This is a genomic window from Derxia gummosa DSM 723 (assembly GCF_000482785.1).
Classification (GTDB): domain Bacteria; phylum Pseudomonadota; class Gammaproteobacteria; order Burkholderiales; family Burkholderiaceae_E; genus Derxia; species Derxia gummosa.
This window is the reverse complement of record NZ_AXWS01000013.1, coordinates 582,000-606,878: the sequence shown is the minus strand read 5'-3', so window position 1 is coordinate 606,878 and position 24,879 is coordinate 582,000. Positions and strand designations below refer to the sequence as shown.

Here is a 24,879-nt window from a genome sequence, read left to right as displayed (position 1 = left end):
CGAAACCCGCCGCGCCCAGGCTTGAAGCAAGGCGCACCGCGGGAAGGCATGGCCCGCGACATTCACGCCGGCAATCGGCTGACCGGCCCGGCAAGCGAATTGATTCGGCGCTCGACGTCGCCCGTTATTCATCGATGGCAAATGCATTCGGCGCAATTCATTTCGCGTCTTGCCAATCCGGCAATTGCCGCAGCGGCGAGCCTGCCGCAATCGCGCGCGCCCTCGTTAGCCGAAATCGGCAATCGGCGCGCGGTGCGGCGCGACGGCTTGCGCGCTGCCAATCGCGGCTAACGCGCGGCCGGCGCGGCTGCCGACACTCGGCCGGCCGAGCACCGCCCGGTCCCCGTCAACTCGCCCGATCTCCGCCCGCACGCCATGACCTTCCGCCGCGCCCTCGTCCTCGCCAGTCTCGCGCTCGCCACCCTGCCCGCCCATGCCGACCTCGACGGCAAGGCCGCATTCGAGGCCAACTGCATCGCCTGCCACGGCGCGGGCGGCGCCGGCGTGCCCGGCGTCGCGCCGCCGCTCGCCCGCGCGCTCGACCGCCATCTCGCCTCGCCCCAGGCCGCGACCTACTTCGCGCAGATCGTCGCGGGCGGCCTCAACGGTCCGATCCGCGCCGCCGACGGCGAGACCTACAACGGCGTGATGCCGGTGTTCGGCACGCATGCGAGCGAGGAGCTCGCGGCCATCCTGCGCTACGTGACCACCGGCCTGAACGACGCACCCGCCGGCTTCGACCTCGGTGCCGCCGACATCGACGCCGCCCGTGCCCGCAAGCCCACGCCCGCCGACAACCGCGCCCTGCGCGCGGTGCTGCTCAAGGCCGCGCCGCGCTGAACACGCGCGACGACGACGAAGCTCGACCCGGGCCGGCGCCCACCCCGGCCCGCGCGGCGGCGCGCGGATGACAGCCGCGCCGCTTCATGGCAAACGCAGGCGTCCACCGCCTCTTCGCCGCCGATGCCCGCCACCTCTCCTCCCAGCCCGCCGCCGCGACGCGGCAATCTCGGCGCCTGCGCGATCGCCTTCTTCGTCATCTCGGCCTCGGGTCCGCTCGTGGCCACGGCCGGCGGCGTGCCGGTCGCGATGCTGTTCGGCAACGGCGCGGGCCTGCCCGCGATGTTCGTGCTGGCAACCGCCGTGCTGCTCGTGTTCGCGACGGCCTACACCGCGATGGCGCTCGACCTGCCGGGTGCCGGCGGCTTCTATGCGTTTGCCGAGCGCGGCCTCGGCCGGCGCTGGGCCGGCGCGGCCGGCGCGCTCGCGCTGCTCGCCTATGACGCGATGCAGGCCAGCCTCTACGGGCTGTTCGGCGCGGCGGTGCGCGCGCTGCTGCTGCCCCGCCACGACCTGCCGTGGTGGCTGCCGGCGCTCGGCGCCTGGGCCGGCGTGGCGCTGTTCGGCTGGCGCCGCGCCGATCTGTCGGCGCGCGTGCTCGGCCTGCTGGTCGGCGCCGAATACCTCGCGGTGATCGCGCTCGACCTCGCCATCGTGCGGGCCGGCGGCGCCGACGGGCTGGATGCGAGCGCTTTCACGCCGGCACTGGCGCTCGGCGGCTCGCCCGCGATCGCGCTGATGCTGTGCTTCGCCTGCTTCATCGGCTTCGAGGGCGCGGCGCTCTATGCCGAGGAGGCGCGCGATCCGGCGCGCGGCGTGCCGCTCGCCACCTGGGGCTCGGTGCTGCTGATCGGCGGCTTCTACGGCTTCACGTCCTGGGCCGTGGTGGCGGGCCTCGGCGCCGGCAGGGTGGCCGCGCGGCTCGGCGCGCTCGGCGATCCGACCGAGCTGCTGTTCACGCTCGCGGCCGAGTACGCGGGCGGCGCGCTGCCCATGCTGCTGCGCGGGCTCTATCTCACGAGCATCTGGGCCAGCCTGCTGGCCTTCCACAACGCGGTGGCGCGCTACCTGTTCGCGCTCGGGCGGGCGCGGCTGCTGCCGGCGGCGCTCGGGCGCGCGCATCCGCGCCACGGCAGCCCGCATGCGGGTTCGCTCGCGCAGAGCCTGAGCGCGCTGGTGGTGATCGGCGGCTTCGCGCTCGCCGGTGCCGATCCGGTGCTGGGCATGTTCACGCTGCTGTCGGCGCTGGGCACGCTCGGCATCCTCGCGCTCATGGCGCTGGCGGCGCTCGCGGCGCTGCGCCATGTGGCGCGCGGCGGCGGGCGGCCGGGCACGACGGTCTGTGCCGCGCTGTCGGCGGCGGCCTTCGCGGCGGTGACGCTGCTCGCGGCACTGCACTTCGACGTGCTCGCGGGCGAGGTGGATGGCTGGGGTGCGCGCCTGCCCTGGCTGCTGCCGGCGGCGGCGCTGGCCGGCGCCTGGCATGCGCACCGGCGCATGCGCGCGAGCTGACGGCACGGCGTCGCGCGCCCGTTCACCGGCTCGGGCGCTCCGCCAGCCATTCGACGAACAGGTCGCGCAGCGCGTTCGGCTTGCGCCGCAGCGGGACCACCACGTTGTAGCGACCCTCGGCCGTCACCTCGGTATCGCCCAGCCGCACGAGCGAGCCGTCATCCAGATAGCCCTGCACCAGCAGCCCCCAGCCGAGCGCCACGCCATGGCCACCACGTCGCCGTCATGACTGCGCGACCAAATTCCGCAGCCAGCGGCTGGCGATCGCCGCGGGTTGATGGCGACGCTCGTGGTCGGGCCGTTCTACCTCCGGGGCGCGCTCGGCCTCGATGCCGCCAGCGCCGGGCTGACGATGGCCTGCGGCCCGGTGGTCGCGGCGCTCGCGGGCGTGCCGGCCATGCGCTGTTCCAGGCGGCCAACAACACCGCCGTGATGACGGGCGTCGCGGCCAAGCGGCGCGGTCTCGTGTCGGGGCTGCTGACGCTTGCGCGCAATCTCGGCCTTGTCACCGGCGCGTCGGCCATCGGCGCGGTGTTCGCGCTCGGCGCGGGCGGCGCCGACATCGCGGCCGCGCCGCCCGGCGCCATCGCGGCCGGGCTGCATGCGAGCTTCGGCGTGGCGGCGGGCCTGGCGGCACTGGCGCTGGCGATCACGCGGGGCGCGGCAGCCGCGTCATCCACCACGGCAGCAGCAGCGCGATCGCGCCCGCCAGCGCCGCGAGCGGCAGCGCGCCGGTGAGCCGGCCGGCCGCGTCCTCGCCGAGCAGCAGGCAGCCCGCGCCGGCGGCGAGCCCCATGCCGGCGTCCTGCGCAAGCCCTTGCAGGCTCATGAAGCCGGCCCGCTCGCGCGGCGACGGCACATGGCTGGTGGCCGCGCCGAGGCAGACGTTGCGCGCCGCGTTGCCGGCCATCAGCGCGACGAAGGGCGGCAGCACCGCCCAGGCCGGCCAGCCCGCGGCCTGGGCGCCGAACACCACGAGGCCCGCGACGAAGCCGCCGCTGCCGATCAGCGCCGCGCGGGCGGCGCCGATGCGATCGGCCAGCGCCCCGAGGCCGCGCACGGCGAGCAGCGCGCCGACGCCGCCCGCCGTGTAGAGCAGCCCGAGCCGGTCGCGCGGAAAGCCGAGATTGAGCAGCAGCCAGGCCGAGTACTGCGGCACCACCAGAAAGGTCGAGAACGCCGCCGCGCCTTGCAGCGCGCAGGCAAGCCGCACCGCCGGCCGCGCCATCAGCGTCCGCGCCGACACGGCGGTATCCGCCGGCGCCGCGCCCGGCGGCGTCACCCGCCAGGCCAGCAGCGTCACCGTCGCCGCCAGCGCCGTGAGCACCAGCAGCGGCGTGCGCCAGTCGCCCCAGCGCGCGGCTTCGAGCGAGGCCGGCACGCCCAGCACCACCGCGAGCGGGAAGGCCGTCATCGCCCGCCCGATCGCGCGGCCACGCGCCTGCGGCGGCGTGTGGTCGATGAGCACCGCCATCGCCAGCGCCATCGACGGACCGGCGCACAGGCCGGTCAGCGCCCGGGCCGCGAGCAGGCCGCCGAAGCCATTGCTGCAAGCGCTTGCGAAGGTGGCGAGCGCGAAGCCGGCCAGGCAGGCGACCAGCGCCGGCCGGCGCGCATGCCGGTCGAGCCGGCCCAGCGCGACCAGCCCGGCCAGCACCGATCCCGCCGTGTAGGCGAGCGACAGCGCGCCCGCCCGCGCGGCCGGAAAACCGAGCGCCCGCGCCAGATCGGCGCCGAGCGGCAGCACCGCCATGAAGTCGAGCAGGCAGACGAACTGCACCGCCAGCGCGAGGCCGGCGACGCCCGGCCCCGGCCGCGTCGCACCCTCGCCCACCGTCATCGGAAGCCGCATCGTCACGATCGCGCTCCCGGCCTCAGAGACGCCAGGCCAAGGTCACGCGCACATCGCGGCCCGGCTCGGGCAGGCCGGCGATGCTGCCCCAGCGCGGGTTGTAGCCGTAGGTCGTCTGGTCGTAGTGGAAGTGGTCGAGCAGGTTCTTGACCGTGAGCGTGATGCTCCAGTCGTCGCGCCCGGTCGGCAGCCATTGCGCATAGGCATCAAGCAGCACGTAGCCGGCCTTCTGCGGATTGCCGTCGGGCACGCGCGTGAGCCGGCCCACGGCGCGGCCCGTGAGGCCGGCGCGCGCGTTCCAGCGCGGCAGGTTCTGGTCGAACTGCGCGACCCAGGTGCGGCCGGTCGCGCTGCCGAGCAGGAAGGCGTCGCCGTCGGACAGCGGCGTGCCGTTGAGCGTGGGCCGCGCCTGCGACACGCCGGCGCTGGCCGACCAGTCGGCGGCGGTGTAGCCGAGGCTCGCGTTGGCGCCGGTCACGCGCACGTCGCCGAGGTTCTGGCGCGCGTCGTCATAGCCGATGTAGTTGTCGATGCGCTGGCGGAACACGCCCGCCGTCGCGGCCCAGCCGGCGTCATGCCAGCGCGCGCTGAGTTCGGTGTTGCGCGCCTTCTCGGCCTCGAGGTTGGCGGCGTTGGTCTGGAAGGCCTTGAGATAGGGCTCGATCACGCCCACGCCGCGCAGCGCGCGCGCATGGCTCAGCCGCAGGTCGAGCGAATCGAGCGGGCTCCACACCAGGCTGCCCGAGGGCGAGAAGCCCGACGAGCCGAAGTCGCGCGACTCGATGTCGGTGTAGCGGTAGCGGTCCCAGCGCAGGCCGATCTGGGCCTGCCAGGCGTCGGCGAGCGCGATGTCGTCCTGCGCGAACAGGCCCGCGACGCTGGCCGACTCGTCCTTCCAGTTCTCGTCGGTGGCGTAGAGATAGCCGGTGTCGCGGCGCCAGTTGAGGCCGGTGGTGAGCTTGTGCATGCCGAACTTCGACACGTTGTCGAGGTTGAAGCCGGTGCTGCGCACGCCCATGGTCTCGGGCGTCGGCTTGTCCTGGGCGATGGCGACGCTGTTGTCGTTGAAATAGGCCGTCGCATGCACGCGCAGCAGGTCGTTGCCGGGCACCCAGTCGTAGTTGGCGACGACCGATTCGCGCTTCGCGCGCTGGCGCTGCGCGGGGTTGATCGGGATCGGCAGCATGTTGGTGCGCTGGCTGCGGATGCCCTCGTCCTCGTAATGCTCATAGGACAGGGCGGCGCGATGCTCGCCCTTGCCGCCGAGGCCGAACTTGACGAACTCGTGCTCGACATCGCTCGCGGTGTTGGGCACCTCGCTGCCATTGCCGTCCTTGTATTCGGAGGTCTTGAGCTTCGACAGGTTGGCGACCACGTCGAGCCCGTCCACCGGCGCGCCGAACACCGTGGCCGCGAACTTGCGGCCGTCGTTCACGCTCTGCCAGCCGGCCTTGAGGATGGCGCCGGCCCGTTCGCCCGGGCGCAGCAGGTCGGCGGCCGACTTGGTCGTCACGCGCAGCGCGCCGGCAAGCGCGCCCGGGCCGGCGGTGGCCGCGCCGGTGCCGGCCTCGACCTCCAGCCGCTTGATGAGATCGGGGTCGAGCAGCAGCTGGCCGGTGTGGTGATAGGGCGCCTCGGGCTGGGTCGCGCCGTCGATGGTGGTGGCGAGCATGCGTTCATTGATGCCTCGCACATACACCTTCTGCGCTACCGGCAGGCCACCGCCGCCGCCCACGCTCACCTCGGGCATCTGCTTGAACAGCTCCTGGATGCTGGTGGCCTGCTCCAGCTCGATGCGCTTGGCGCGCACGACGGTGTTGGTGTCGCTGCCGCGCTCGGCGGTGACGGTCACCGGATCGAGCCGCACCTCGTCGGTGGCGGTCTCGGCATTGGCGGCGGCGCAGGCCAGCGCGACCGACAGCGCGAGCACGCGCGGCAGCAGCGCGGGAAATTGGGCAGGACAGGAAAGATGCGGCGACACGATCGACTCCAGTTGGGGGAAAGCGGAAATCCGCCCGGCTGGCGTCTGGCTGACCGGAAGAAGCGGTAATGGGTCACGGATAATAATGTTTCTCATCTTGCGAACAAGAATTGTTCTCAATAAAGTCCTGACCGATTTCACTTTCCCGGCACCGTCGTGGCGTTTGCGCCCGTCGGCGGCGCCGCCTCCGCCAGCAATGTCGCCACCGCGCCGCGCGGTCGGCCTCGACTAGCCAGCTGCTCATGCCCCGGCCCGTCGAGCAGACGGGCCACGTCCGCTGAGGAGCCCCCATGCAGATCTCCGGCTTTGCCCTCGCCGCGCTCGGCGAGGTGGCGGCCGACCTCCCCGAGGTCCGCCCCTGCGCCCGCCACCGTGGCGAATACGCCTTCGTCTCGCCGCGCTACCGGCTGCGCGCCTCCGGCCGGCGCGAACTGCTCACGCTCGCCACCGACGCCGGTGTGGCCGAGCTGGCACGCGCCTGCCTCGCGGAGCGCCGCCGCGCCGGCGAGCACAACGCGCTGCTCGTCGGCGCCCTGCCCTTCCGCGCCGACGGTCCGGCCCATCTCGTGCTGCCCGAAACCGCGCGGCTCGACATGCATGCCGCCCCGCCCGCGACGCCGCCGCGTGCCGCCAGCCGCCGTCCGGTCGCGCCGCCACGCCCGCTGCGGCTCGTGCCCGAGCCCGACCTGTTCTGCCGCGAGGTCGAGGCCGCGACCGCCGCGATCCGCGCCGGCGCCTTCGAGAAGGTGGTGCTGTCGCGCTCGATGACGCTACGCGCCCGTCCCGCTCCGGCCGCGCTGTTCGACCTGCTCTGCGAGGGCAACACCCAGGGCTACAGCTTCTCGATCGACGCCGGCGCACGCGGCCTGTGGCTCGGCGCCAGCCCGGAGCTGCTGCTGCGCCGCGAAGGCCGCACCGTGGTGTCGCATCCGCTCGCGGGTTCGATTCCGCGCAGCACCGATCCGGCCGAGGACGCCCTGCGCGCCCGCCTGCTGCTGCGCTCCGACAAGGACCTGCACGAGCACGCGCTGGTGGTGCGCTCGGTCGCGCGCACGCTGCGCGACCATTGCCCGAAGCTCGACGTGCCGCCCATGCCCAGCCTCGTCGCCACGCCCACCATGTGGCATCTCGGCACCGAGCTGCGCGGCGAGCTGGCCGATCCGGCCACGTCATCGCTCGACCTCGCGCTCGCGCTGCATCCGACGCCCGCCGTCTGCGGCCAGCCGCCGGCGCCCGCGCGCGACTTCATCGCCCGCGCCGAAGGCTATGACCGCGACCTGTTCACCGGCCTGGTCGGCTGGTGCGACGCGAGCGGCGACGGCGAATGGGCGGTGACGATCCGCTGCGCCGCGCTGCGCGACGACGAAGTGACGCTCTACGCGGGCGCCGGCATCGTCGCCGCCTCGCAGCCCGAGCGCGAGCTGGCCGAGACCACGGCCAAGATGCAGACCATGCTCGACGCCGTCCTGCGCACGGCAGCGCAGGCGGAGGCCGCATGAGCGCCGCCGTCCGCGCCCCGCTGCCGGGCTTCGTGCCCTGGCCCGACGACGTCGCCGCGCGCTACCGCGCCCTCGGCTGCTGGACCGGCGAAACCTTCGGCGAGCTGCTGCGCCGCCGCGCCGCCGCCCATCCCGACCGGCTCGCGCTCGTGTGCGGCGAACGGCGCTGGCGCTATACCGAGCTGGACGCCGCCGCCGACCGGCTCGCCGCCGGCCTGCACCGCGCGGGCATCGGCGCGCGCGACCGGGTCGTGGTGCAGCTGCCCAACGTCGGCGAGTTCTTCGTGGTCGTGTTCGCGCTGTTCCGGCTCGGCGCGCTGCCGGTGTTTGCCCAGCCGGCGCACCGCCAGGCCGAGATCAGCCACTTCCTGCGCCATGCCGAGGCGAAGGCCTGGGTCATCGCCGCGCCGGACGCGGCCGATCCGCTCGCCTTCGACCACCGCGCGCTCGCGCGTCAGGTACTTGCCGGGCTCGACGGCGCACCGCCGCGCGTGATCGTCGCGGGCGAGGCACAGGAGTTCACCTCGCTCGCGGCGCTGGAGGCCGATGGCGCGGGCACCGCCGCCGGCGCGTCCCCCGGCGCCGCGCGCGAGACCGGCCGCGCCGCCCCGGCCCTGCCGCCCGGCCCGACCGCCGACGAAGTCGCCTTCCTCCAGCTTTCCGGCGGCAGCACCGGCCTGCCCAAGCTCATCGCGCGCACGCATGACGACTACGCCTACAGCATCCGGCGCAGCAACGAGGTCTGCGGCATCGGCGAGGACGCCGTCTATCTCTGCGCGCTGCCGGTCGCGCACAACTTCCCGCTCAGCTCGCCGGGCACGCTCGGCGTGCTGATGGCGGGCGGCTGCGTGGTGCTCGCGCCGCGCCCCGATGCCGACACCTGCTTCCGCCTCATCGCCGCGCACCGCGTGACGATCACCGCCGTCGTGCCGCCGCTGGCCCAGGCCTGGCTCGACGCCGCGCGCACGCGCCGGCCCGACCTGTCGAGCCTGCGCTGGCTCCAGGTGGGCGGCGCCCGCCTCGCCGACGACATCGCGCGGCGCATCGGCGCCGAACTCGGCTGCCCGGTGCAGCAGGTGTTCGGCATGGCCGAGGGCCTCGTCAACTACACGCGCGCCGACGACCCGCCCGAGCTCGTGGTCTCGACCCAGGGCCGGCCGATGTCGCCCTTCGACGAGGTGCGCGTGGTCGATGACGACGACCGCGACCTGCCCGACGGCACGCCCGGCCATCTGCTCGCGCGCGGGCCGTACACCATCCGCGGCTACTACCGCGCCGAGCAGCACAACGCGCGCGCCTTCACCGCCGACGGCTACTACCGCACCGGCGACATCGTGCGGCGGCTGCCCGGCGGCCATCTCGTCGTCGAGGGCCGCGCCAAGGACCAGATCAACCGGGGCGGCGACAAGATCGCGGCCGAGGAGGTCGAGGGCCATCTGCTCGCGCATCCGGCCGTGTTCGACGCCGCGCTCGTCGGCCTGCCCGACGCCTGGCTCGGCGAGCGCAGCTGCGCCGTGATCGTCGCGCGCGGCCCGGCGCCGAAGCGCGCCGCGCTCGTCGCCTTCCTGCGCGAACGCGGGCTGGCCGACTACAAGCTGCCCGACCGCGTCGAGGTGGTGGACGCCCTGCCCAAGACCGCCATCGGCAAGGTGGACAAGCGCGCGCTGCGTGCCCGCTTCGGCACGCCGCCGGGCACGCCCGCGAGCGCGGCGCCGACGCCGTCCGCGAGCGCGGCTTCGGCTCCGTCCGCGAGCGCGGCTTCGGCTCCGCCCACGAGCGCGCCATCGACCGCAGCCGCAAACGCGCCGCCGACCGAGACCACCGCCGCCTGACGCCCCCCGCCCCGCGCTCGCCAACGCCCGGGGCGACGGCAGCCTCCGATTCCTCTTGGCGCGCGACGGGCTCCCGCCGGCGGCGTCCCCTCCGCCAGCGCGACGCGCGCCCTTTTTCTTCGCCACGGCGCGCTCGGCCATCGACCGCGCCCGGCTCCCGCAGGACACGACCCATGAGCATCCCCCGCATCGCCACCTACCCCATGCCCGCGCCCGCCGACTTCCCGGCCAACCGCGTCGACTGGCGACCCGACCCGGCCCGCGCCGCGCTGCTCATCCACGACATGCAGCAGCACTTCCTCGACTTCTACGACCGCGCGGCCGAGCCGCTGCCCGCGCTGCTCGCCAACATCGCGCGCCTGCGCGACGCCAGCGACGCCGCCGGCCTGCCCGTGTTCTACACGGCCCAGCCCGGCGTGCAGCCGGCCGGCGATCGCGCCCTGCTCAACGAGTTCTGGGGGCCGGGCCTGACGGCACGGCCCGAACGCGCCGCGATCGAGCCGGCGCTCGCGCCGCGCGCCGGCCATGTCGTGATCGACAAGTGGCGCTACAGCGCCTTCACGCGCAGCGACCTCGCCGAGCGCCTGCGCGCCGCCGGCCGCGACCAGCTCATCGTCTGCGGCGTCTATGCCCACATCGGCTGCCTCGTGACCGCCGCCGACGGCTTCATGCGCGACCTGCGCGTGTTCGCCGTGGGCGACGCGCTCGCCGACTTCTCCGCCGCCGAGCATGCGACGGCGCTCGGCTGGATCGCCGGGCGCTGCGGCATGGTCGCGGGCACCGACGCGGTGTGCGCGGCGCTCGGCGCGCCGGCCGCAGGCGTGACCATCGAGCCGCCGCCCGTCACCCCGCTGCCCGCCAGCCTCGACGCCCTGCGCGCCGAGGTCGCCGCGCTGCTCGACCTGCCGTCCGACGAACTCGGCGCCGACGACAACCTGCTCGACGCCGGCCTCGACTCGATCCGCCTCATGGCCCTGGTCGAGCGCTGGCGCGCGGCCGGCGCCGCCGGACTGGAGTTCGTCCACCTCGCCGCCGCGCCCACGCTCGCGCGCTGGCTCGACCGGCTCGGCGCGCCGCTGGGCGAAGCCGCATGAGCCCGCGCGACACGCCCGCCGCCGCCGCGCTGCCGCTCACCGAGGCCCAGGCCGGCATCTGGTTCGGCCAGCAACTCGTGGCGGACAGCCCGATCTACCAGACCGCCGAGGCGCTCGACCTCGACGGCCCGCTCGACCGCGATGTCTTCCTCGCCGCCGTGCGGCACGCGCTCGACGAAGCCGAGGCGCTGCATCTGCGCGCCGGCCTCGTCGACGGCCGCCTGCTGCAATGGCCCGCCGGCCGCGACTGGCAGCCCGAATGGATCGACTGCTCCACCGCCGCCGATCCCGACGCCGCCGCCGACGCCTGGATCGCCGCCGACCTCGCCGCGCCCGTCGATCTCGCGCGCGATCCGCTGTTCCGCTGCGCGCTGCTGCGGCTCGGGCCCGCGCGCCACCGCTGGCTGCTGCGCGCCCATCACCTCGCGCTCGACGGCTACGGCCATGCGCTCGTCGCGCGCCGCGTCGCCGCCCTGCACTCGGCCGCGCTCGACCGCTACCCCGCCCCGCCCGGCGCCCTGCACACGCTTGCGGACGTGGTGGCCGAGGAAGCCGCCTGGCTCGCCTCGCCCGCCGCCGACCGCGCGCGCGAGCACTGGCGCGCCGAGCTTGCCGACGCGCCCGACCCGGTCACGCTCGCGCCGCCCGCGCCGCTCGGCGGCCCGGTGCGGCGCGAACGCCGCGCGCCCGACACCGCCCGGCTCGCGCGCTGGCAGGCCGCCGCGCGCGCCGCCGGTACCGACCTGCATGCCTGGCTGCTCGCCGCCACCGCCGCCTGGCTCTGGCGCGAGACCGGCGCCACCGACCTCACGCTCGGCCTGCCGGTCATGAACCGGCTCGGCTCGGTCGCGCTCACGGTGCCCTGCATGACGATGAACATCGTCCCGCTGCGCCTGCGCGTCGCGCCCGACGCCGGCCTCGACCAGCTCGCGCGCGAGGTCGTCGCCCGACTGCGTGCCGGCCGGCCGCATGCGCGCTACCGCTACGAGAAGCTGCGCCACGACCTCGGCCGCGCCGCGCCCGGCCGGCGCCTGTTCGCGCCCGTCGTCAACCTGCTCGCCTTCGACCGGCTCGACCGCGTCGGCCCGCTGCGCGCGACGCGCCGGCCGATCGCCGCCGGGCCGGTGGACGACCTGTCGATCGTGTTCGCGCCCGGCCCGGACGGCCTCGGCATCGACGCCGAGGCCAATCCGCTCGCCTACGACGCCGCGATGCTTGCGCGCATCGCCGACGGGCTCGTGGCCATGCTCGACGCCTTCGCGCTCGCGCCCGGCGCCACGCCGGCCGAGGTGGCCGGGCGGCTCGCCGCCACGCTGCCCTGCGCGCGGGCGCTGCCGGCCGCGCCGGCCCGGCTCGATGGCGGCCCGCCGCCCGGCGCCGCCGCCGACGTGCTCGACGCCTTCCGCGCCCGCGTCGCCGCCACGCCCGCCGCGACCGCCATCGAGACGACCGACGGCCGCCGGCTCGACTACGCCGCGCTCGAACGCGCGGTGCAAAGGCTTGCAGGCGAACTCGCCAGCCACGGCATCGGCCCCGGCGACCGCGTCGCGCTGCTGCTGCCGCGCGCGCCCGAAGCCGTCGTCGCCATGCTCGCCACGCTCTGGACCGGCGCCGCCTACGTGCCGCTCGACCCCGCCGGCCCGCGCGCGCGCATCGCCGACGTGCTCGACGACGTGCGTCCGGCGCGCGTGCTGGTGCGGCCCGCGACGGCCACGCTCGCGGGCGACTGGCCGTGGATCGTCGTCCACGAGGACGCCGGCGCCGCCACGGCCGGCGCCCGCCCTCTGCCGCCGCGCCCGGTGCCGCCCGACGCGCCGGCCTATGTCATCCACACCTCGGGCAGCACCGGCCGGCCGAACGGCGTGGTGATCGGGCGCGGCGCGCTCGCGCACTTCGTCGCGGCGGCCGGGTGGCGCTACGGCATCGACGCGCGCGACCGCGTGCTCCAGTTCGCGCCGCTGCATTTCGACGCCAGCGTCGAGGAGATCCATCTGAGCCTCGCGCACGGCGCGACGCTCGTGCTGCGCGACGACGCCATGCTCGACAGCCTCGGCGGCTTTCTCGCCGCCTGCGGCCGGCTCGCCATCAGCGTGCTCGACCTGCCGACCGCGTTCTGGCACGAGCTGGCCTGGCGCCTCGGCGACGACTGCCGCCTGCCGCCCGCGCTGCGGCTGGTCATCATCGGCGGCGAGGCCGTGCTGGCCGACCGCGTCGCGCGCTGGCGCGCCGCCGCGCCGACCGGCCCGAGGCTCGTCAACAGTTACGGCCCGACCGAGACCACCGTGATCTGCACCACCGCCGAACTCGGCGCGCCGGCCGACGACGGCACCACGCCCGCCGCCCTGCCGATCGGCCAGCCGCTCGCCGGGCTGTCGATGGTCGTCGTCGATGCCTGGCTGCATCCGGTCATGGCCGGCGCCGAGGGCGAGCTTTGCGTGCTCGGCCCGATGCTCGCCAACGGCTACTTCGAGCGGCCGGCGCGCGACGCCGCCCGCTTCGTGCGTCTGCCGGCGCTGCCCGGTGCGCCGCGCGCCTACCGCACCGGCGACCGCGTGCGGCTCGACGGCGACCAGCTCGTCTACCTTGGCCGCATCGACGACGAGATCAAGCTCAGCGGCCACCGCATCGACCCGGCCGAGGTCGAGTCGGTGCTGCTCGGCTGCGACGGCGTGATCGGCGCCGCCGTCGCTGCCCAGCCGCTCGCGGGCGGCCTGCGCCGGCTGGTCGCCTTCGTCGTGCCCGAGCGTCCGCCGACGGCGTCCGCGCCCGCCGCGCTGGCACCGGCTACCTCGGCCGGCTGGCGCGCGCGGCTGGCCCGACGGCTGCCCGCGCCCGCCGTGCCCGACGCCTTCTTCGCCGTCGCCGAACTGCCGCGCAACGCCAACGGCAAGATCGACCGCAAGGCGCTGCTCGCGCGTCTGCCGGCGGTCACGGCCGCGCCGGACGCGGCGGCGGCCGACGCGCGCGCCGACGCGGCGGCGCCGGTGGCCGGCAGCGTCCTCGATGCCCTGCTCGCCACCTGGCGCGAGGTGCTCGGCCTCGACGGCCTCGGCGCCGACGACGATTTCTTCGCCCTCGGCGGCAAGTCGCTCCAGGCGATCCAGGTCACGAGCCGGCTCGGCCAGCGGCTCGGGCGCGAGCTGCCGATGTCGCTGCTGTTCCGCCATCCGCGCGCGGCCGATCTCGCGGCCGTGCTCGACGCCGGGGCCGGCCGGCACGCCGGGAACGACGCCGGGATCGACGCCGGGATCGAGGCCGGGGCCGACGCCCCGGCCGGCGCCGGGATCGCCAGCGGCGGCGCGGCGAACCGCGTCCCTGCCGACGCCGGGGCCGCCCCGACCGCCGCCTTCGCTCCGCTGTTCACGCTCCAGCACGGCGCGGCGCCAGCCCTGTTCTGCCTCCATCCGGCCGAGGGCCTGAGCTGGTGCTACCTCGGGCTCGCCCGCCACCTGCCCGCGCTCGCGCTGCACGGCCTCCAGGCGCGCGGCCTGAGCGCCGAGCCGCCCGCCGACTTCGCCGCGATGGCCGCCGACCATCTGGCCCGGCTACGCGGCGTCCAGCCACATGGCCCCTACCGGCTGCTCGGCTGGTCGAGCGGCGGCGCGCTCGCCCACGAGATCGCCGCCCGCCTGCGCGCCGCCGGCGAGGCGGTCGAGCTGCTCGCGCTCATGGACGCCTATCCCGCCACCGCCTGGACCCACCGGCCCGAGCCGAGCGCCGCCGACGCGCTCGAAGCCCTGCTCGACATCACCGGCGACAGCCCGCTCGACGCCGCCGGCGAGCCGCTGCCACCCGCCGCGATGCGCGCCCTGCTGGCCCGCCCCGGCAGCCCGCTGGCCGGCTGCGACGCCGCCCTCATCGACCGCCTCGCCGACACCGCGCTGCACACGATGCGCGCCTTCCGCGCCAGCACGCCGGCCGTCTTCGACGGGCCGCTGCTGTTCTTCCGCGCCGCCCGCCGTCCCGCCGACGCGCCCGAACCCGCGAGCTGGCGGCCCCATGTCACCGGCGCGATCGAGGTCATCGACATCGACGCGACCCATTCCGGCCTCGCCGCGCCGGCCGCGCTCGACCGCATCGGCGCCGAACTCGCGCGCCGGCTCGCGTCAACCGCCCCCACCCGCAAGGAAAGCTGAATGCCTCCCGACGAACGCCCCGCGCCGCCCGGACCGCGCCTGCTCGTCGTGCGCCGCGCCGTCACGGTCACGCCCGGTCTGCGCCGCATCACGCTCGGCGGCCCGGCGCTGGCCGGCTTCCCGCCCGGCTGCGACGGCGCCCATCTCAAGCTGCTGCTGCCGCGCCCCGGCCAGCTCCGCCCCGAGCTGCCGCGCCCCGGCCCCGACGGCCTCGTCTGGCCATCGGCCGCGCGCAAGCCCGTCGTGCGCACCTACACCGTCGCGCGCCACGACCCGGTGCCCGGCGAACTGGACATCGACTTCGTGCTGCACGCCGCGCCCGGCCCCGCCGCCGACTGGGCCGCCCGCGCCCGCCCCGGCGACGAGGTCGGCATCGCCGGCCCGGGCGGCCCGCCGCGCTTCGCGGCCGACGCCGGCTTCCACCTGCTGTTCGGCGACCTGAGCGCCGCCGCCCTCATCGCCGCCGTGCTGCGCCAGCTGCCGGCCGGCGCGCGCGGCCATGCCGTCATCGCCGTCGATGATCCCGCCGACTGCCGCGTCCTGCCCCAGCGCGGCGCGCTCGACCTGCGCTGGATCGTGCGCGGGCGCCCCGGCGCCGACGGCTTCGCCGGCCTGCTCGACGCCTGGGACGGCCTGCCGCGCCCGCCCGGCGCGACGCTGTCGGCCACGCTCGCCGGCGAGCATGCCGAGGTCGTCGCCCTGCGTCGGCGCGCCCTCGCCGCCGGCGTGGCGCGCGAGCGGCTCTATGCCGTGCCCTACTGGAAGTCCGACGCCGACGAGGAGGGCTACCACGCCGAGCGCCACCGCGTGATGGACGAACTCGACGCCACGCCGCTCGCCTGAACACGTCCGCGACTTCCCCGACCGCCCGCCCCGAGGCCGGCCTCGCCCCCAGACCATGAAAGCGCTTGCATGAACGCCCCCGATCCGCTCGCCTCCCCCGACCGCGCCCGCCACGACGGCGCCGAATTCGCCGGCCGCGTCGCCCTCGTCACCGGCGCCGCCCAGGGCATCGGCGCCGCCATCGCCCGCCTGCTCGCCGCGCGCGGCGCCCGCGTCGCGCTGCTCGACCGCCAGGCCGAGGCGGTCGCCGCGACCGCCGCCGGCCTCGACGCGACCGGCCTGCACGCCGCCGCGCCCGACGCCACCCCGTCGCGCCATCTCGCGCTCGGCGCCGACCTGCGCGACCGCGCCGCCGTCGAGCAGGCGGTCGAGACGGCCGAGGCCCGGCTCGGCCCGCTCGACATCGTCATCAACGCCGCCGGCGTGCTCCATCTCGCGCGCGCCATCGACATCGACGACGACGCCTGGGAAAGCTCGCTCGACATCAACGCGGGCGGCCTGATGCGGCTGTGCCGCGCGGTCGCGCCGCGCCTGGCCGCGCGCCGGCGCGGCGCGATCGTCGCGGTCGGCTCCAACGCCGCCGGCGTGCCGCGCGCGCAGATGGCGGCCTACGGCGCATCGAAGGCCGCCGCCAGCCAGTACCTGCGCTGCCTCGGGCTCGAACTCGCGCCGCTCGGCGTGCGCTGCAACCTCGTCTCGCCCGGCTCGACCGACACCGCGATGCAACGCCAGCTCTGGACCCATCCCGGCGCACGCGACGCCATCCTCGGTGGCGACGCGGCCAGCTTCCGGCTCGGTATCCCGCTCGGCCGCATCGCCGAGCCGGAGGACATCGCCGAGGTCGCCTGCTTCCTCGCCTCGGACCGCGCGCGCCACATCACGCTGCACGACCTGCGCGCCGACGGCGGCGCGACGCTCGACGCCTGACGGCCGCCGGCGGCGCCGGCGCCGGAGCCGGAGCGGCCGCGCCTAAGGTCTGTCTGACGGAACCGAATCGATCCCCACAAGGGTGGAAGTGACAGGCGCGCCCCGCTGCTGCCACGCAATTGACGCCTCGGGTCAGCGCCTTGCCGAGCTCGTGAGCTGCGGCGCCTGAGTGGTTGACGCCCTGGCGCTGTGTCAATGCGTGGTCTGGCCAGGACGCTTCATCGCGGCTTCTTCCGGTCGAGCCGGCCCCACCACGGCCAGTAGGCGAGCCCGCCGCTGCGCGCCCGCGGCCATTCGGTGACGGGCTCGGGCGTCTGGTGGCCTTCGGGTGGCCGCACCAGCACGGCGAACACCTCGTCGTCCTCGCGCGTCGCGACCACCAGCGCGGGCTTGTTGGCCCAGTGTGAGTAGGCGATCGCGAAGGCGAAATTCATCCCGGCCGCGGCCGAGCCCGCGTCGCGCAGCCAGGTGTCGACGTTGTAGGTGCGCTCAGCGAACTCGCTGCCTTCGAGCCCCATCTCGGTGAGCGCCTGACCGAGCGCGCCGATGGAGCGGCTGGCCTGGTCGGAGTTGAGCCCGGCGTCATGGAAGACCTTGCCGATGTCGGCGAAGTCGACCTCGCCATCGGTCATGGCCTGCCGCATCGCCTCGCGCAGCGCATCGACGCGCGCCCGAACGCCCGGCGGCCGGCCGTTGGACGATTCCAGCTTCACCCGGAACGGCCGGTACAGCCGTGCGAGCGGCTTGCGCGGGACGGGATGCTTGAGGTCGGGCGAGGCGAGGATGAGGACGGTGCAGTTTTCGGTCGGCTGGGCCGAGGTGGGGAAGTCGACCATGTCCTGGCCGATGAGCCAGGCGGGCTTCTGCGGGTGGCTGGCGATGTACTGCTGAGCGCGGGCGAGGGAGTAGAAGCCGGCGGCGCGTCCCCCGAAATCGATGGTGGTGCTGGGCTGGAGGTGCTCGGGGTTGAAGTACTCGTCCCAGCCGTCTGTTGTCGATGAGATGACTTCATTGACCAGCCGTTCGATCGAGACCGGAATGGCGACGGGCTCGCGGGCCATGTCGGCGGCGGTGAGGGCTTCGTTGGCCGGCGTGTCGGTCGGACCGATGCGGAAGCGATGCCAGTACTGGTCATTGAGCGGCTCGCCGAGCAGCCTGGGCGAGGTTGCGAGAAAGCTCTGCTGGTCGATGAAGGTGAAGCGGTGATAGCGGGTGCCGAGCGAGTAGAAGCTGCTCGGGCTGAAGATCAACTCTCGACCAAAAGGAGTGATTGCAGTGTCGATGTCCTGTTCAATCGAGATGTAGCGCTTGGAAGAACGGTAGGTGGTGGCGATGGGTACCACCGGGGTCCCCAGTGGCCATCGCTCGGGGTGGCCATCGTCATTGGCATTGGGCGTTGCCATGCCGAGATGGCGCAGAAGATTCCAGTCGGCACCATAGTCCTGGAAGCTCAAGGGGCTGACCCATTGCACGGCCATGACATTGGCGATGTAGCGAGGCGGAGAGTCGGAAGGCATGGTCTGGGCAGGTGTCGATTCGGAGGGAGCCACGGTCGTGCATGCGCTTGCAAGCAGTGCGGGCAAGGTCAGGAGCAGATGTCGGCGGCGCATGTCGGCTCAGGGATAGCTGTCATAGGGCTGGGTCGGGCGCGGGGGGCGCATCGCGGATTCCCGGCGTGAATCGATGCCCAGGGTTGCCGGCACGTTGGGCTGGTAGTCCGGATGCTCATAGAGCGGTTGCTTGTAGAACTGACCCTTCTTGAAGTAAGCGGCGTACTCTTTCGCTGGCTCCCACGTCTCTGCGGCCCCCACCCAGCGCCAATCCGCCATCTGCCGGAATTCCATCCAGTCCGACTCGGTGAACCGCGCATAGCCCAGCGCGATGTCATAGGCCAGCACCGCCTGCGCATGCATCGGGTTGGTGAGGATCGTCGAATGGTCGGTCGCGTTCTGGTTGCGCCCGCTCACCAGATACTCGGCACGGCGCGCGTCCGACCATTGCCTGAAGCGCTCGCTCAGGTGGCCATCGGCACGCACTTCCTCGGCTTCATCGCGCAGCGTGTCTTCGCGCGAGGCGCGCGCATCCATGCGCACCCGGGCGTGATGCTCGTAGCGCAATTGCGCCTCGCTGTCGGCATCGCCCTGAGCCTTGAGGCCGAGCGTGCCGCGGGCGCGGTTGTAGACGTCGTCCGGGTCGTCGATCGCGCTGTGCGTCGCAAGGTTGTCCTCGGCCGATTCGCTGCCTTCGTCAAACGGCCCGGCCAGGACCTGCCCGGCGTGCATGCGCAGGGCCTTGGGCAGCACGCCTTCATCGCTGATGGGCGGGGCGGTGATCGGCAGGCGACGGTTGCGTTCCGGCTCGGCGTTGATGGCGCTCAGCCCGACCATCCGCGCCAACGTGGTGGCCGGAATCAGCAGCGGTGCCAGCAGCAGCGAGCCGAGCTTGCCCCAGACGCTGGCGCGTGGATCGTCCAGATCACGCTCGATCGAGTAGCGCGCCTGCGGCGAGGGCGGGGACCAGAACGTCTTGCAGCCACCCGCTGGCCACATCGGATAGCTGGTCAGGCCGCGTTGCCCCACGGCCAGCCCGTCGGCCCAGACGCGCTGATGGAAGTTGGACGGGCCACCAAGGCCGTCGATCTCGCGCTGATCAAGCCCGCGCCAGCCAATGCCCTGCACCGTGCTGGCCGAGATCACCTGGTCATGCGGATTGCAGTACAGGAAGACGCGGCCCTGGTTGATGCGGTCATTCGCGCGTTCGCTGGCGCGGCAAAAGCCGATCGGCGATTCATCCGTGGGCTTGCTGTTGGCAGTGCGCTTGTTGACCGCAGCGTCAGCCTGGCAGCGCGCACCGCGCGCCTCGACGATCGACAGGAAGGCCCGGAAGGCCTCGCGCCGGGCTTCGCCCGTGACTCGCCCGCCCTGGTCGGACTGGGTCAGGTTCTCCATGAAGTTGCTTGGCTTGAGGCTGTAGGGCGGATTGCACAGCACATAGGTATCGGCCACGCCCTTGCCGCCGAAGCGCTCCTGGCCGATGAAGGCCGAGGCGATGCTGAGCATGTTGCCCTGGCTGTGGCAGACGATGGTGACCGGCACGTCGGGGCCGTGGCCGCGCGCTTCATTGCGTTGGCGGAGGTGGTCGATCAGCGCGGCCAGCCGCCATGCCGCATGGGCGAAGTAGCCGCGATGCGGGCAGGCGTAGACCGGGCGGTCGGTCGGATTCAGCGCGTTGGCCTGGTACCAGAGGAAGACGCGGTCGTTGAGGCCGGCATCCCAGAGGTCGGGCAGGGCGGTGCAGCCGTTGGCGAAGGGGCCGCCGCCCCAGGACTGGTATTCGTCGAGGAAAACGTTGCCGCCGAAGGCCGCGAGTTCCTTCTGTGATGCACGAAAGCCCCAGCGGAAGCGGATGACGGGGGAGTAGTGGCCGGTGGTGGGGAGGAAGGTTGAGCCGCTCAGGTCTTTCGATCGAAAGCCGTTGGGTGTGAGTTCCGGCGTGTAGCTGCAGGGAATGAGTTCCGTCTTCTCCACCGGACAGCGCAAATCCTCCGGGCGTCGCAGCGTTCGTTCATTGAGGCCGGCGCACAGGCCGCGTTCGGCGGCATCAAACCATTCGCCGGTGGAATTGACGCCGTGGACGAAGATCACCACGCCGGGCAGCGGGATGTCGGCGTAGAGGTCGACGGTGCTCTTGGAGGCGAGGCTGGGGTACTGGCCCCGGGCGATCACTGGCGGGCCGGGTTCGAAACTGAGGGTGGGCATCGGGGCGCGGACGAGGCAATGGGGAAGGGCGTCATGGTCAACGCCGGCAAACGTCGCGCCCTGCCGTCAGGCCGTTCGCGTCCGCCACAAATTTGACGAAATCGGCACATCGGCCGCTCGCCGCGTTCGGCATCCGCCCGGTGGCGCTGTCGCGAAGGGAAACAGCACGCGCGCCGACGTGGCGCACATGCTGGAAGTCCTTGATGCGATCCATGGAGGCCGACGCGGCGGGCGCCCGCCGGCCTTGGACTCCGGGGCCTACAAGGGCCGCAACGTCGTCGAGCGTTGCTTCAATCGCGTCAAGGACTTCCGCGCCGTCGCGACTCGCTTCGACAAGCACGGCCACAACTTCATGGCCAGTGTCCTCGTCGCTTCCATCCTCATGGGGTCGATTCGATTCCGGCAGACAGACCCTAGCCCAGCATCTCCCAGGCGAACTCGACCAGCAGCAGGTCATGCCATTCCTCGCCGTCGGCCGGCACCCAGCCGAGCAGCTGCGCGCGCGAGATGCAATGACGCGTGCTGCCGACCCGGGCGAAGAAGGCGCGGATCGCGGCCGCGTTGGTCTTGTCGGCGGCGAAGCTGGCGAGCGCGGTCGCGCCCGCCGGCGTGCCGCCGCGCAGCTTCGTGACGACGCGCGCGTCGCTCATGAAGCTGTGCCGCGCCGGCATGCGCGCGACCAGCGCGTCATGCGCCGCCGCGTAGGTCGCGTCGAGCGGATCGAGGATGCGCCCCGGCGCCGCCCGCCCCTCGGCCACGACGCGCGCCGACGCGACCGCGTGATAGGCCGGATTGCCCATGAGGTTGATGTAGTGCCAGCCCGCGATGCCGCCGAGCGCGAGGTTGGCGAAGGTCTCGGGCATGCCCTTGCGGAAGCTGTTGCCGCCGCCGGTCACGACATAGGCCACGATGCCCACCGCCGTGCCGCGCAGCGCGCGCACCTGGTCGAGTGCCGGCCGCAGCGTGCCGTACAGGCAGTCGTACAGCACCACGCGCGTGAGCGCGTCGATGGCGAACAGCCGCTTGCCGATCGAGTCCTGCAGGCCGAGATAGCCGGTGCTGAAGGCGGCCGCCACCGTCACGTCATAGCTCGCGAGCCGGCCGTAGCGCGTCGTGATCGCGCGCTCGATGGACGCGGTCGTGATGCCGACGCCCCAGCGGTTGTTCGCCATGCGCTTCAGGCGGTCGGCCGGCCGCGCCGGGTTGAAGAACTCGATCTCGTGCGTCGGCTCGATGCCGAGGATCACGATGAGCAGCACCGGATCGGCCGCGCCCTCGACCGCGCTGCACACGCCATGGCGCGAGAACTCGGTGCCGGTGCCGAACAGCAGCCGCACCTGGAGGCGCGGCGCCGCCGCGCCCGGCACCAGCGTCCGGGCGCGGGCATTGAAGAAGCAGGTGTAGTTGACGTTGTGCTGCCAGCCCGCGACCGCCGGGTCGGGCGGCGCGCCCTTGCCCGGCAGCCGGCAGGCATGCGGCAGCGGGTTGGGCACCGTGATGCTCGCGAGCACATGCCGCAGCGTGAAGCCCGCAAAGCCCGTCGGCCTCACGCTCGCGGGCCTGACCGGATTGCCGTGCGCGTCGAGGTCCACCACGTCGACCGTGCGCGTGACGGCCGTGGTCGAGCGGTCCTCGGTGAAATGCGCGTCGGACGACAGGCTGCGCGGACGCCCCGCGAGCCGCTGGCGCTGCGGGTCCATGCGTGGCTCAGGCCGGCGGCGGGGCCGGCGTCGGGCCGGGAGTGGGCGCGGGGCGCGGCGCCGGAGCTGGCGTCGGCGTCGGCGTTGGGGTCGGGGCCGGCGTCGGAGCAGGAGCCGGCGCGGGACGCGCGGTGGCCGTGAGGTCCTGCGGCACGTACTCCATCGCGACGATCTGGTCGGTCGGCAGCACCGAGATCCACTGGCTGAACACCTCGTTCGCGGCCACGCCCGCGTCGAAGCCGCCGGCGAGCGGATCGAAGCCGTGCTCGAACACGCTGTCGCTCGCGAGCACGCTGGCGATGTCGGCGTTCTGCACTTCCAGCCGCTCGGCCACGATTTCGAGCACCTCGCCCAGCGTCTTGCCCGCGAACTCGGCCTCGGTGCCGATGTAGGGCGTGTCCCAGCCGTCGTTCTCGGCGGTCTCGATGCCGTCGCGCAGCCAGTTGAGCGCGGCGCGCTCGCGCCCCGGCCGGATCGGGATGACGGCCTTGACCCAGGGCGCGTTGAGGAAGGCGTTGCGCAGGTTGTCGCCGTCGAGCTGGAGCAGCCAGCCGAGCGAGCTGCCGAGCTTGGCCGGCGCCGAGTCCTCGGTGATGCGGTAGTTGTCGGGCCGGCGTTCGCCGCCCCAGCGCACCACGTCGTCATCGGCGAGCGACACCGGCTGGCCCATCTGCTCGATCGTCAGGTCGAGCTTGCCGCTGCGCCGGCGCGGCATCCACCACTCGGGCGCGACGAAGTACAGCATCGAGTCCACGTCGAAGATCGAGCGCACGATCTCCGAGCGCACATGGCTCAGGCGCCGGTTCTGCTCGGTATCGGGCAGCTTCCAGCTGTCGACCATGAGCCGCTCGATGAGCTTGCGGTAGACCACCGTGCGCTCCTCCTCGCGCAGGTCCCAGGACGGGCGCGCGCCGATCGCGTTGGCGTCCTTGATGCGCTTGCGCACCTGCTCCATGTAGCTCTCGCGCAGCAGGCGGCGCTTGTCGGCGTCGTACTTCTCCTGGGCCTTGGCATTGGCCGCGTCGATGCGCGCGCGCTCGGCGTCGGTCGGCCGGTAGACGAGTTCCATCTCCAGGTTGATGACGTTCTCGCCGCCGAAATGCACGCGCTGCATCGTCAGCTCGTAGCTGCCCTGCACGCGATCGACCACGCGCTTGTCGCGCAGGTCGGCGATCTTGTTGCCCTGAACGCCGAGCAGCCGCACCTCGTCGAGTTCATAGCCGGTCTGGGCCGGCATCTTGGCGAACAGGAAGGGGCCCATGATGGTCTGGTCGTCGCGGTCGTCCTCGTCCTCGACGCCCATGATCTTGCTCAGCGCCTTGCCCGCGTAGCGCGCGCCCGGCGGATCGACGTAGGCGTACTCGTAGTGCGCGTTGTTGTTCGTGTAGTCGAGGATGGGCAGGAAGGGCAGCGGCACGATGACCTTCTCGGTCAGCGCGACGGGCGCCGGCATCTTCTCGGGCTCCTTGAGGTTGTCGAGCGCGGGCGAGTCCACCAGATGCACGAGTTCGGCGAGGCCCAGCGTCGCGCCCGGATCGTCGATGAACACCTGCCAGCACAGCCGCGTGCCGATGTCCTGCACCTGCACGCCGACGCGGCGCATCTTGCGGCGCAGCTCGTAGTTGATGAGCTTGTCGCCGGGGTTGGTGATGACGTGGCGCCGGCTCGTGGTGTCGGTGGTCTCGGTCACGGTGCGGAACACCGACTTGAAGCTCTGCTTGATGTCGCTCGCGAGCTTCTCCGACTGCTCGCGGTTCTGCTTGTGCGCGGTCTCGCGCGCGGTGTTGCGCGTCGATTCGACGCCGAAGTTGGCCGACACCGTGCCCTGGTAGACGTAGAGGTTGACGGTGCTGGTCTGCGACACGCCGAGCTTGGTGCTGCTCTGGTTGCTGTCCTTGACCGCGTCGCTGATCTCGTCCTTGACGAGCGCGCTGCGCTCCGAGCGCTGCGAGGTCTCGGTGAGGGATTCGAGCGTCTGCTCGATCAGCACCTTGCGCGTGCTCACCTCCACCAGCTCGATGGTCGTGCCCGGCGCGAGCCAGATGTGCTCGACCGGCTCGCCGATGAAGTTGCCGAGGTCGAAGAAGTACTGGCGGAACAGGTGCACGAAGCCCACCGGCGACAGCGCGCCCGCCGTGTTGCGCGGATCGATGCTTGCGAGCGGATCGGGCGCGCGCAGCAGGTCGTCGAGCGAGGGCGGCGCGAGCACGATGAAAAGGCCCGCGAGCTTGGCCGGGTCGAGGCCGTCGGTGCCGTTGGCGAAGGCCGCGATCATCCCGGCCACCTGCGATTCGTACTTCATCGCCTCCAGCACGCTGGCCTTGACCAGATCGTTCTGGATCGTCGGCGTCGCATGGTGCTGGGCCATGAAGATGTCGGTCAGGCGCCGGTTGGCCTGGCCGAGAAAGAGCTTGATCGCCTCGGCGCCGAACACCGTCTTCCATTCGGCCGGCTCGGGCAGCTTGCCGTCGTGCGCGACGACCCATTGCTTGACGGCGTCGGCGGCGACGAGCAGCACCTGGCTGTTCATCTCGCGCGCGACGAGCACGCGCCACTCGCGCTGGAGGCGGGCCGGGTCGCCCGGCGCCGCCGTGTAGGCATCGGGCCAGGTGAAGCCACCGCCCGCCCCCGCCGCGCTGTAGTTGACGCTGTCCACGCCGGGCACGAGGTTGGCATCGAGGATGCGGCGCAGGCGCGGGTCGGCCTTGACGTCGGCGCGCTGGATCCACTTGCGCGTGAGGCTCGACTGCCAGCCGAGCAGCGGCTGGTACACGCCGTAGTGCTCGCTCGCGTAGGGCGGGATGCCCTGGTACTTCCCGATGTCCTTGAGCAGATCGAACATGACTGGCCTCCGCGCGGTTCGGCCCGCCGGGCCGCCGGGGCCGCGCCGCTGCCGGGCGGCGTT

Annotated in this window: 18 protein-coding genes and 1 pseudogene; 11 read left to right on the top strand and 8 right to left on the bottom strand. The window is 73.5% G+C overall.

The window, feature by feature from the left end:
* Positions 1 to 48 precede the first annotated feature (48 nt).
* The 3 genes from H566_RS29060 (at position 49) to H566_RS24985 (ending at position 2,352) form a co-directional block, all read left to right on the top strand.
* Positions 49 to 291, top strand: coding sequence for a hypothetical protein (locus H566_RS29060; protein WP_156924422.1), 243 nt, complete (start codon positions 49 to 51; stop codon positions 289 to 291).
* Positions 292 to 375: 84 nt separating this feature from the next.
* On the top strand, positions 376 to 840 hold the full coding sequence (locus H566_RS0113250) for a c-type cytochrome (RefSeq protein ID WP_028311818.1): 465 nt from the start codon (positions 376 to 378) through the stop codon (positions 838 to 840).
* 123 nt (positions 841 to 963) lie between these two features.
* Positions 964 to 2,352: an APC family permease gene (locus H566_RS24985; protein WP_034411763.1), complete on the top strand. Its 1,389-nt coding sequence runs from the start codon at positions 964 to 966 to the stop codon at positions 2,350 to 2,352.
* A gap of 22 nt (positions 2,353 to 2,374) precedes the next feature.
* Here the strand turns inward: H566_RS24985 and H566_RS0113240 are convergent, their stop codons facing one another.
* Complete coding sequence (locus H566_RS0113240) at positions 2,375 to 2,554, bottom strand: type 2 periplasmic-binding domain-containing protein (protein ID WP_028311817.1); 180 nt, start codon at positions 2,552 to 2,554, stop codon at positions 2,375 to 2,377.
* 75 nt (positions 2,555 to 2,629) lie between these two features.
* On the opposite strand from H566_RS0113240, the gene H566_RS30490 reads away from it, so the two are divergent.
* Positions 2,630 to 2,785, top strand: coding sequence for a hypothetical protein (locus H566_RS30490; protein WP_211238086.1), 156 nt, complete (start codon positions 2,630 to 2,632; stop codon positions 2,783 to 2,785).
* Positions 2,786 to 3,001: 216 nt separating this feature from the next.
* Here H566_RS30490 and H566_RS0113230 read toward each other — a convergent pair whose 3' ends face one another.
* Both H566_RS0113230 and H566_RS0113225 read right to left on the bottom strand, forming a co-directional pair.
* The gene (locus tag H566_RS0113230) at positions 3,002 to 4,204 is read right to left on the bottom strand and encodes an MFS transporter (RefSeq protein WP_028311815.1); all 1,203 of its coding nucleotides are present in this window, start codon (positions 4,202 to 4,204) and stop codon (positions 3,002 to 3,004) included.
* A gap of 22 nt (positions 4,205 to 4,226) precedes the next feature.
* Positions 4,227 to 6,185, bottom strand: a complete 1,959-nt coding sequence (locus H566_RS0113225) for a TonB-dependent receptor domain-containing protein (RefSeq protein ID WP_028311814.1) — start codon at positions 6,183 to 6,185, stop codon at positions 4,227 to 4,229.
* A 290-nt stretch (positions 6,186 to 6,475) separates the two neighbouring features.
* Between H566_RS0113225 and H566_RS24980 the strand changes: the two genes are divergently transcribed.
* The 6 genes from H566_RS24980 (at position 6,476) to H566_RS24970 (ending at position 16,516) form a co-directional block, all read left to right on the top strand.
* Positions 6,476 to 7,684, top strand: a complete 1,209-nt coding sequence (locus H566_RS24980; RefSeq protein ID WP_051378719.1) for an isochorismate synthase — start codon at positions 6,476 to 6,478, stop codon at positions 7,682 to 7,684.
* Positions 7,681 to 9,516 carry a (2,3-dihydroxybenzoyl)adenylate synthase gene (locus tag H566_RS24975; RefSeq protein WP_084545065.1) on the top strand — a complete coding sequence of 612 codons (1,836 nt, stop codon included), beginning with the start codon at positions 7,681 to 7,683 and terminating at the stop codon, positions 9,514 to 9,516. Before H566_RS24980 ends, H566_RS24975 begins: the two co-directional genes overlap by 4 nt.
* Positions 9,517 to 9,689: 173 nt before the next feature.
* Positions 9,690 to 10,610, top strand: coding sequence for an isochorismatase (locus H566_RS0113210; RefSeq protein ID WP_028311813.1), 921 nt, complete (start codon positions 9,690 to 9,692; stop codon positions 10,608 to 10,610).
* Positions 10,607 to 14,746, top strand: coding sequence for a non-ribosomal peptide synthetase (locus H566_RS0113205; RefSeq protein ID WP_034411546.1), 4,140 nt, complete (start codon positions 10,607 to 10,609; stop codon positions 14,744 to 14,746). The genes H566_RS0113210 and H566_RS0113205 overlap by 4 nt, the downstream gene beginning before the upstream one ends.
* Positions 14,747 to 15,589, top strand: coding sequence for a siderophore-interacting protein (locus tag H566_RS0113200; protein ID WP_028311811.1), 843 nt, complete (start codon positions 14,747 to 14,749; stop codon positions 15,587 to 15,589).
* 69 nt (positions 15,590 to 15,658) lie between these two features.
* Complete coding sequence (locus tag H566_RS24970) at positions 15,659 to 16,516, top strand: 2,3-dihydro-2,3-dihydroxybenzoate dehydrogenase (protein WP_051378718.1); 858 nt, start codon at positions 15,659 to 15,661, stop codon at positions 16,514 to 16,516.
* A 218-nt stretch (positions 16,517 to 16,734) separates the two neighbouring features.
* On the opposite strand, the gene H566_RS0113190 is transcribed toward H566_RS24970, so the two are convergent.
* From H566_RS0113190 to H566_RS30025, 3 genes are read right to left on the bottom strand one after another with little or no spacing between them, the layout of a single operon-like run.
* On the bottom strand, positions 16,735 to 18,126 hold the full coding sequence (locus tag H566_RS0113190) for a DUF2875 family protein (RefSeq protein WP_156924420.1): 1,392 nt from the start codon (positions 18,124 to 18,126) through the stop codon (positions 16,735 to 16,737).
* Between the two features lie 6 nt (positions 18,127 to 18,132).
* A complete protein-coding gene (locus H566_RS24965; RefSeq protein WP_051378717.1) occupies positions 18,133 to 20,274 on the bottom strand; it encodes a T6SS effector phospholipase Tle3 domain-containing protein in 2,142 nt (713 codons plus the stop codon).
* A 37-nt stretch (positions 20,275 to 20,311) separates the two neighbouring features.
* On the bottom strand, positions 20,312 to 20,488 hold the full coding sequence (locus H566_RS30025) for a hypothetical protein (RefSeq protein WP_169732521.1): 177 nt from the start codon (positions 20,486 to 20,488) through the stop codon (positions 20,312 to 20,314).
* Between the two features lie 3 nt (positions 20,489 to 20,491).
* Between H566_RS30025 and H566_RS30020 the strand changes: the two are divergent.
* Positions 20,492 to 20,659 (top strand): annotated as a pseudogene (locus H566_RS30020) (IS5-like element ISDge16 family transposase); the annotation flags it as partial.
* A 28-nt stretch (positions 20,660 to 20,687) separates the two neighbouring features.
* Here the strand turns inward: H566_RS30020 and H566_RS30015 are convergent.
* A complete protein-coding gene (locus H566_RS30015) occupies positions 20,688 to 21,974 on the bottom strand; it encodes a hypothetical protein (RefSeq protein WP_028311809.1) in 1,287 nt (428 codons plus the stop codon).
* A 7-nt stretch (positions 21,975 to 21,981) separates the two neighbouring features.
* Entirely contained in the window at positions 21,982 to 24,816 is a 2,835-nt protein-coding gene (locus H566_RS29650) for a hypothetical protein (protein WP_051378716.1), read from the bottom strand.
* Positions 24,817 to 24,879 lie beyond the last annotated feature (63 nt).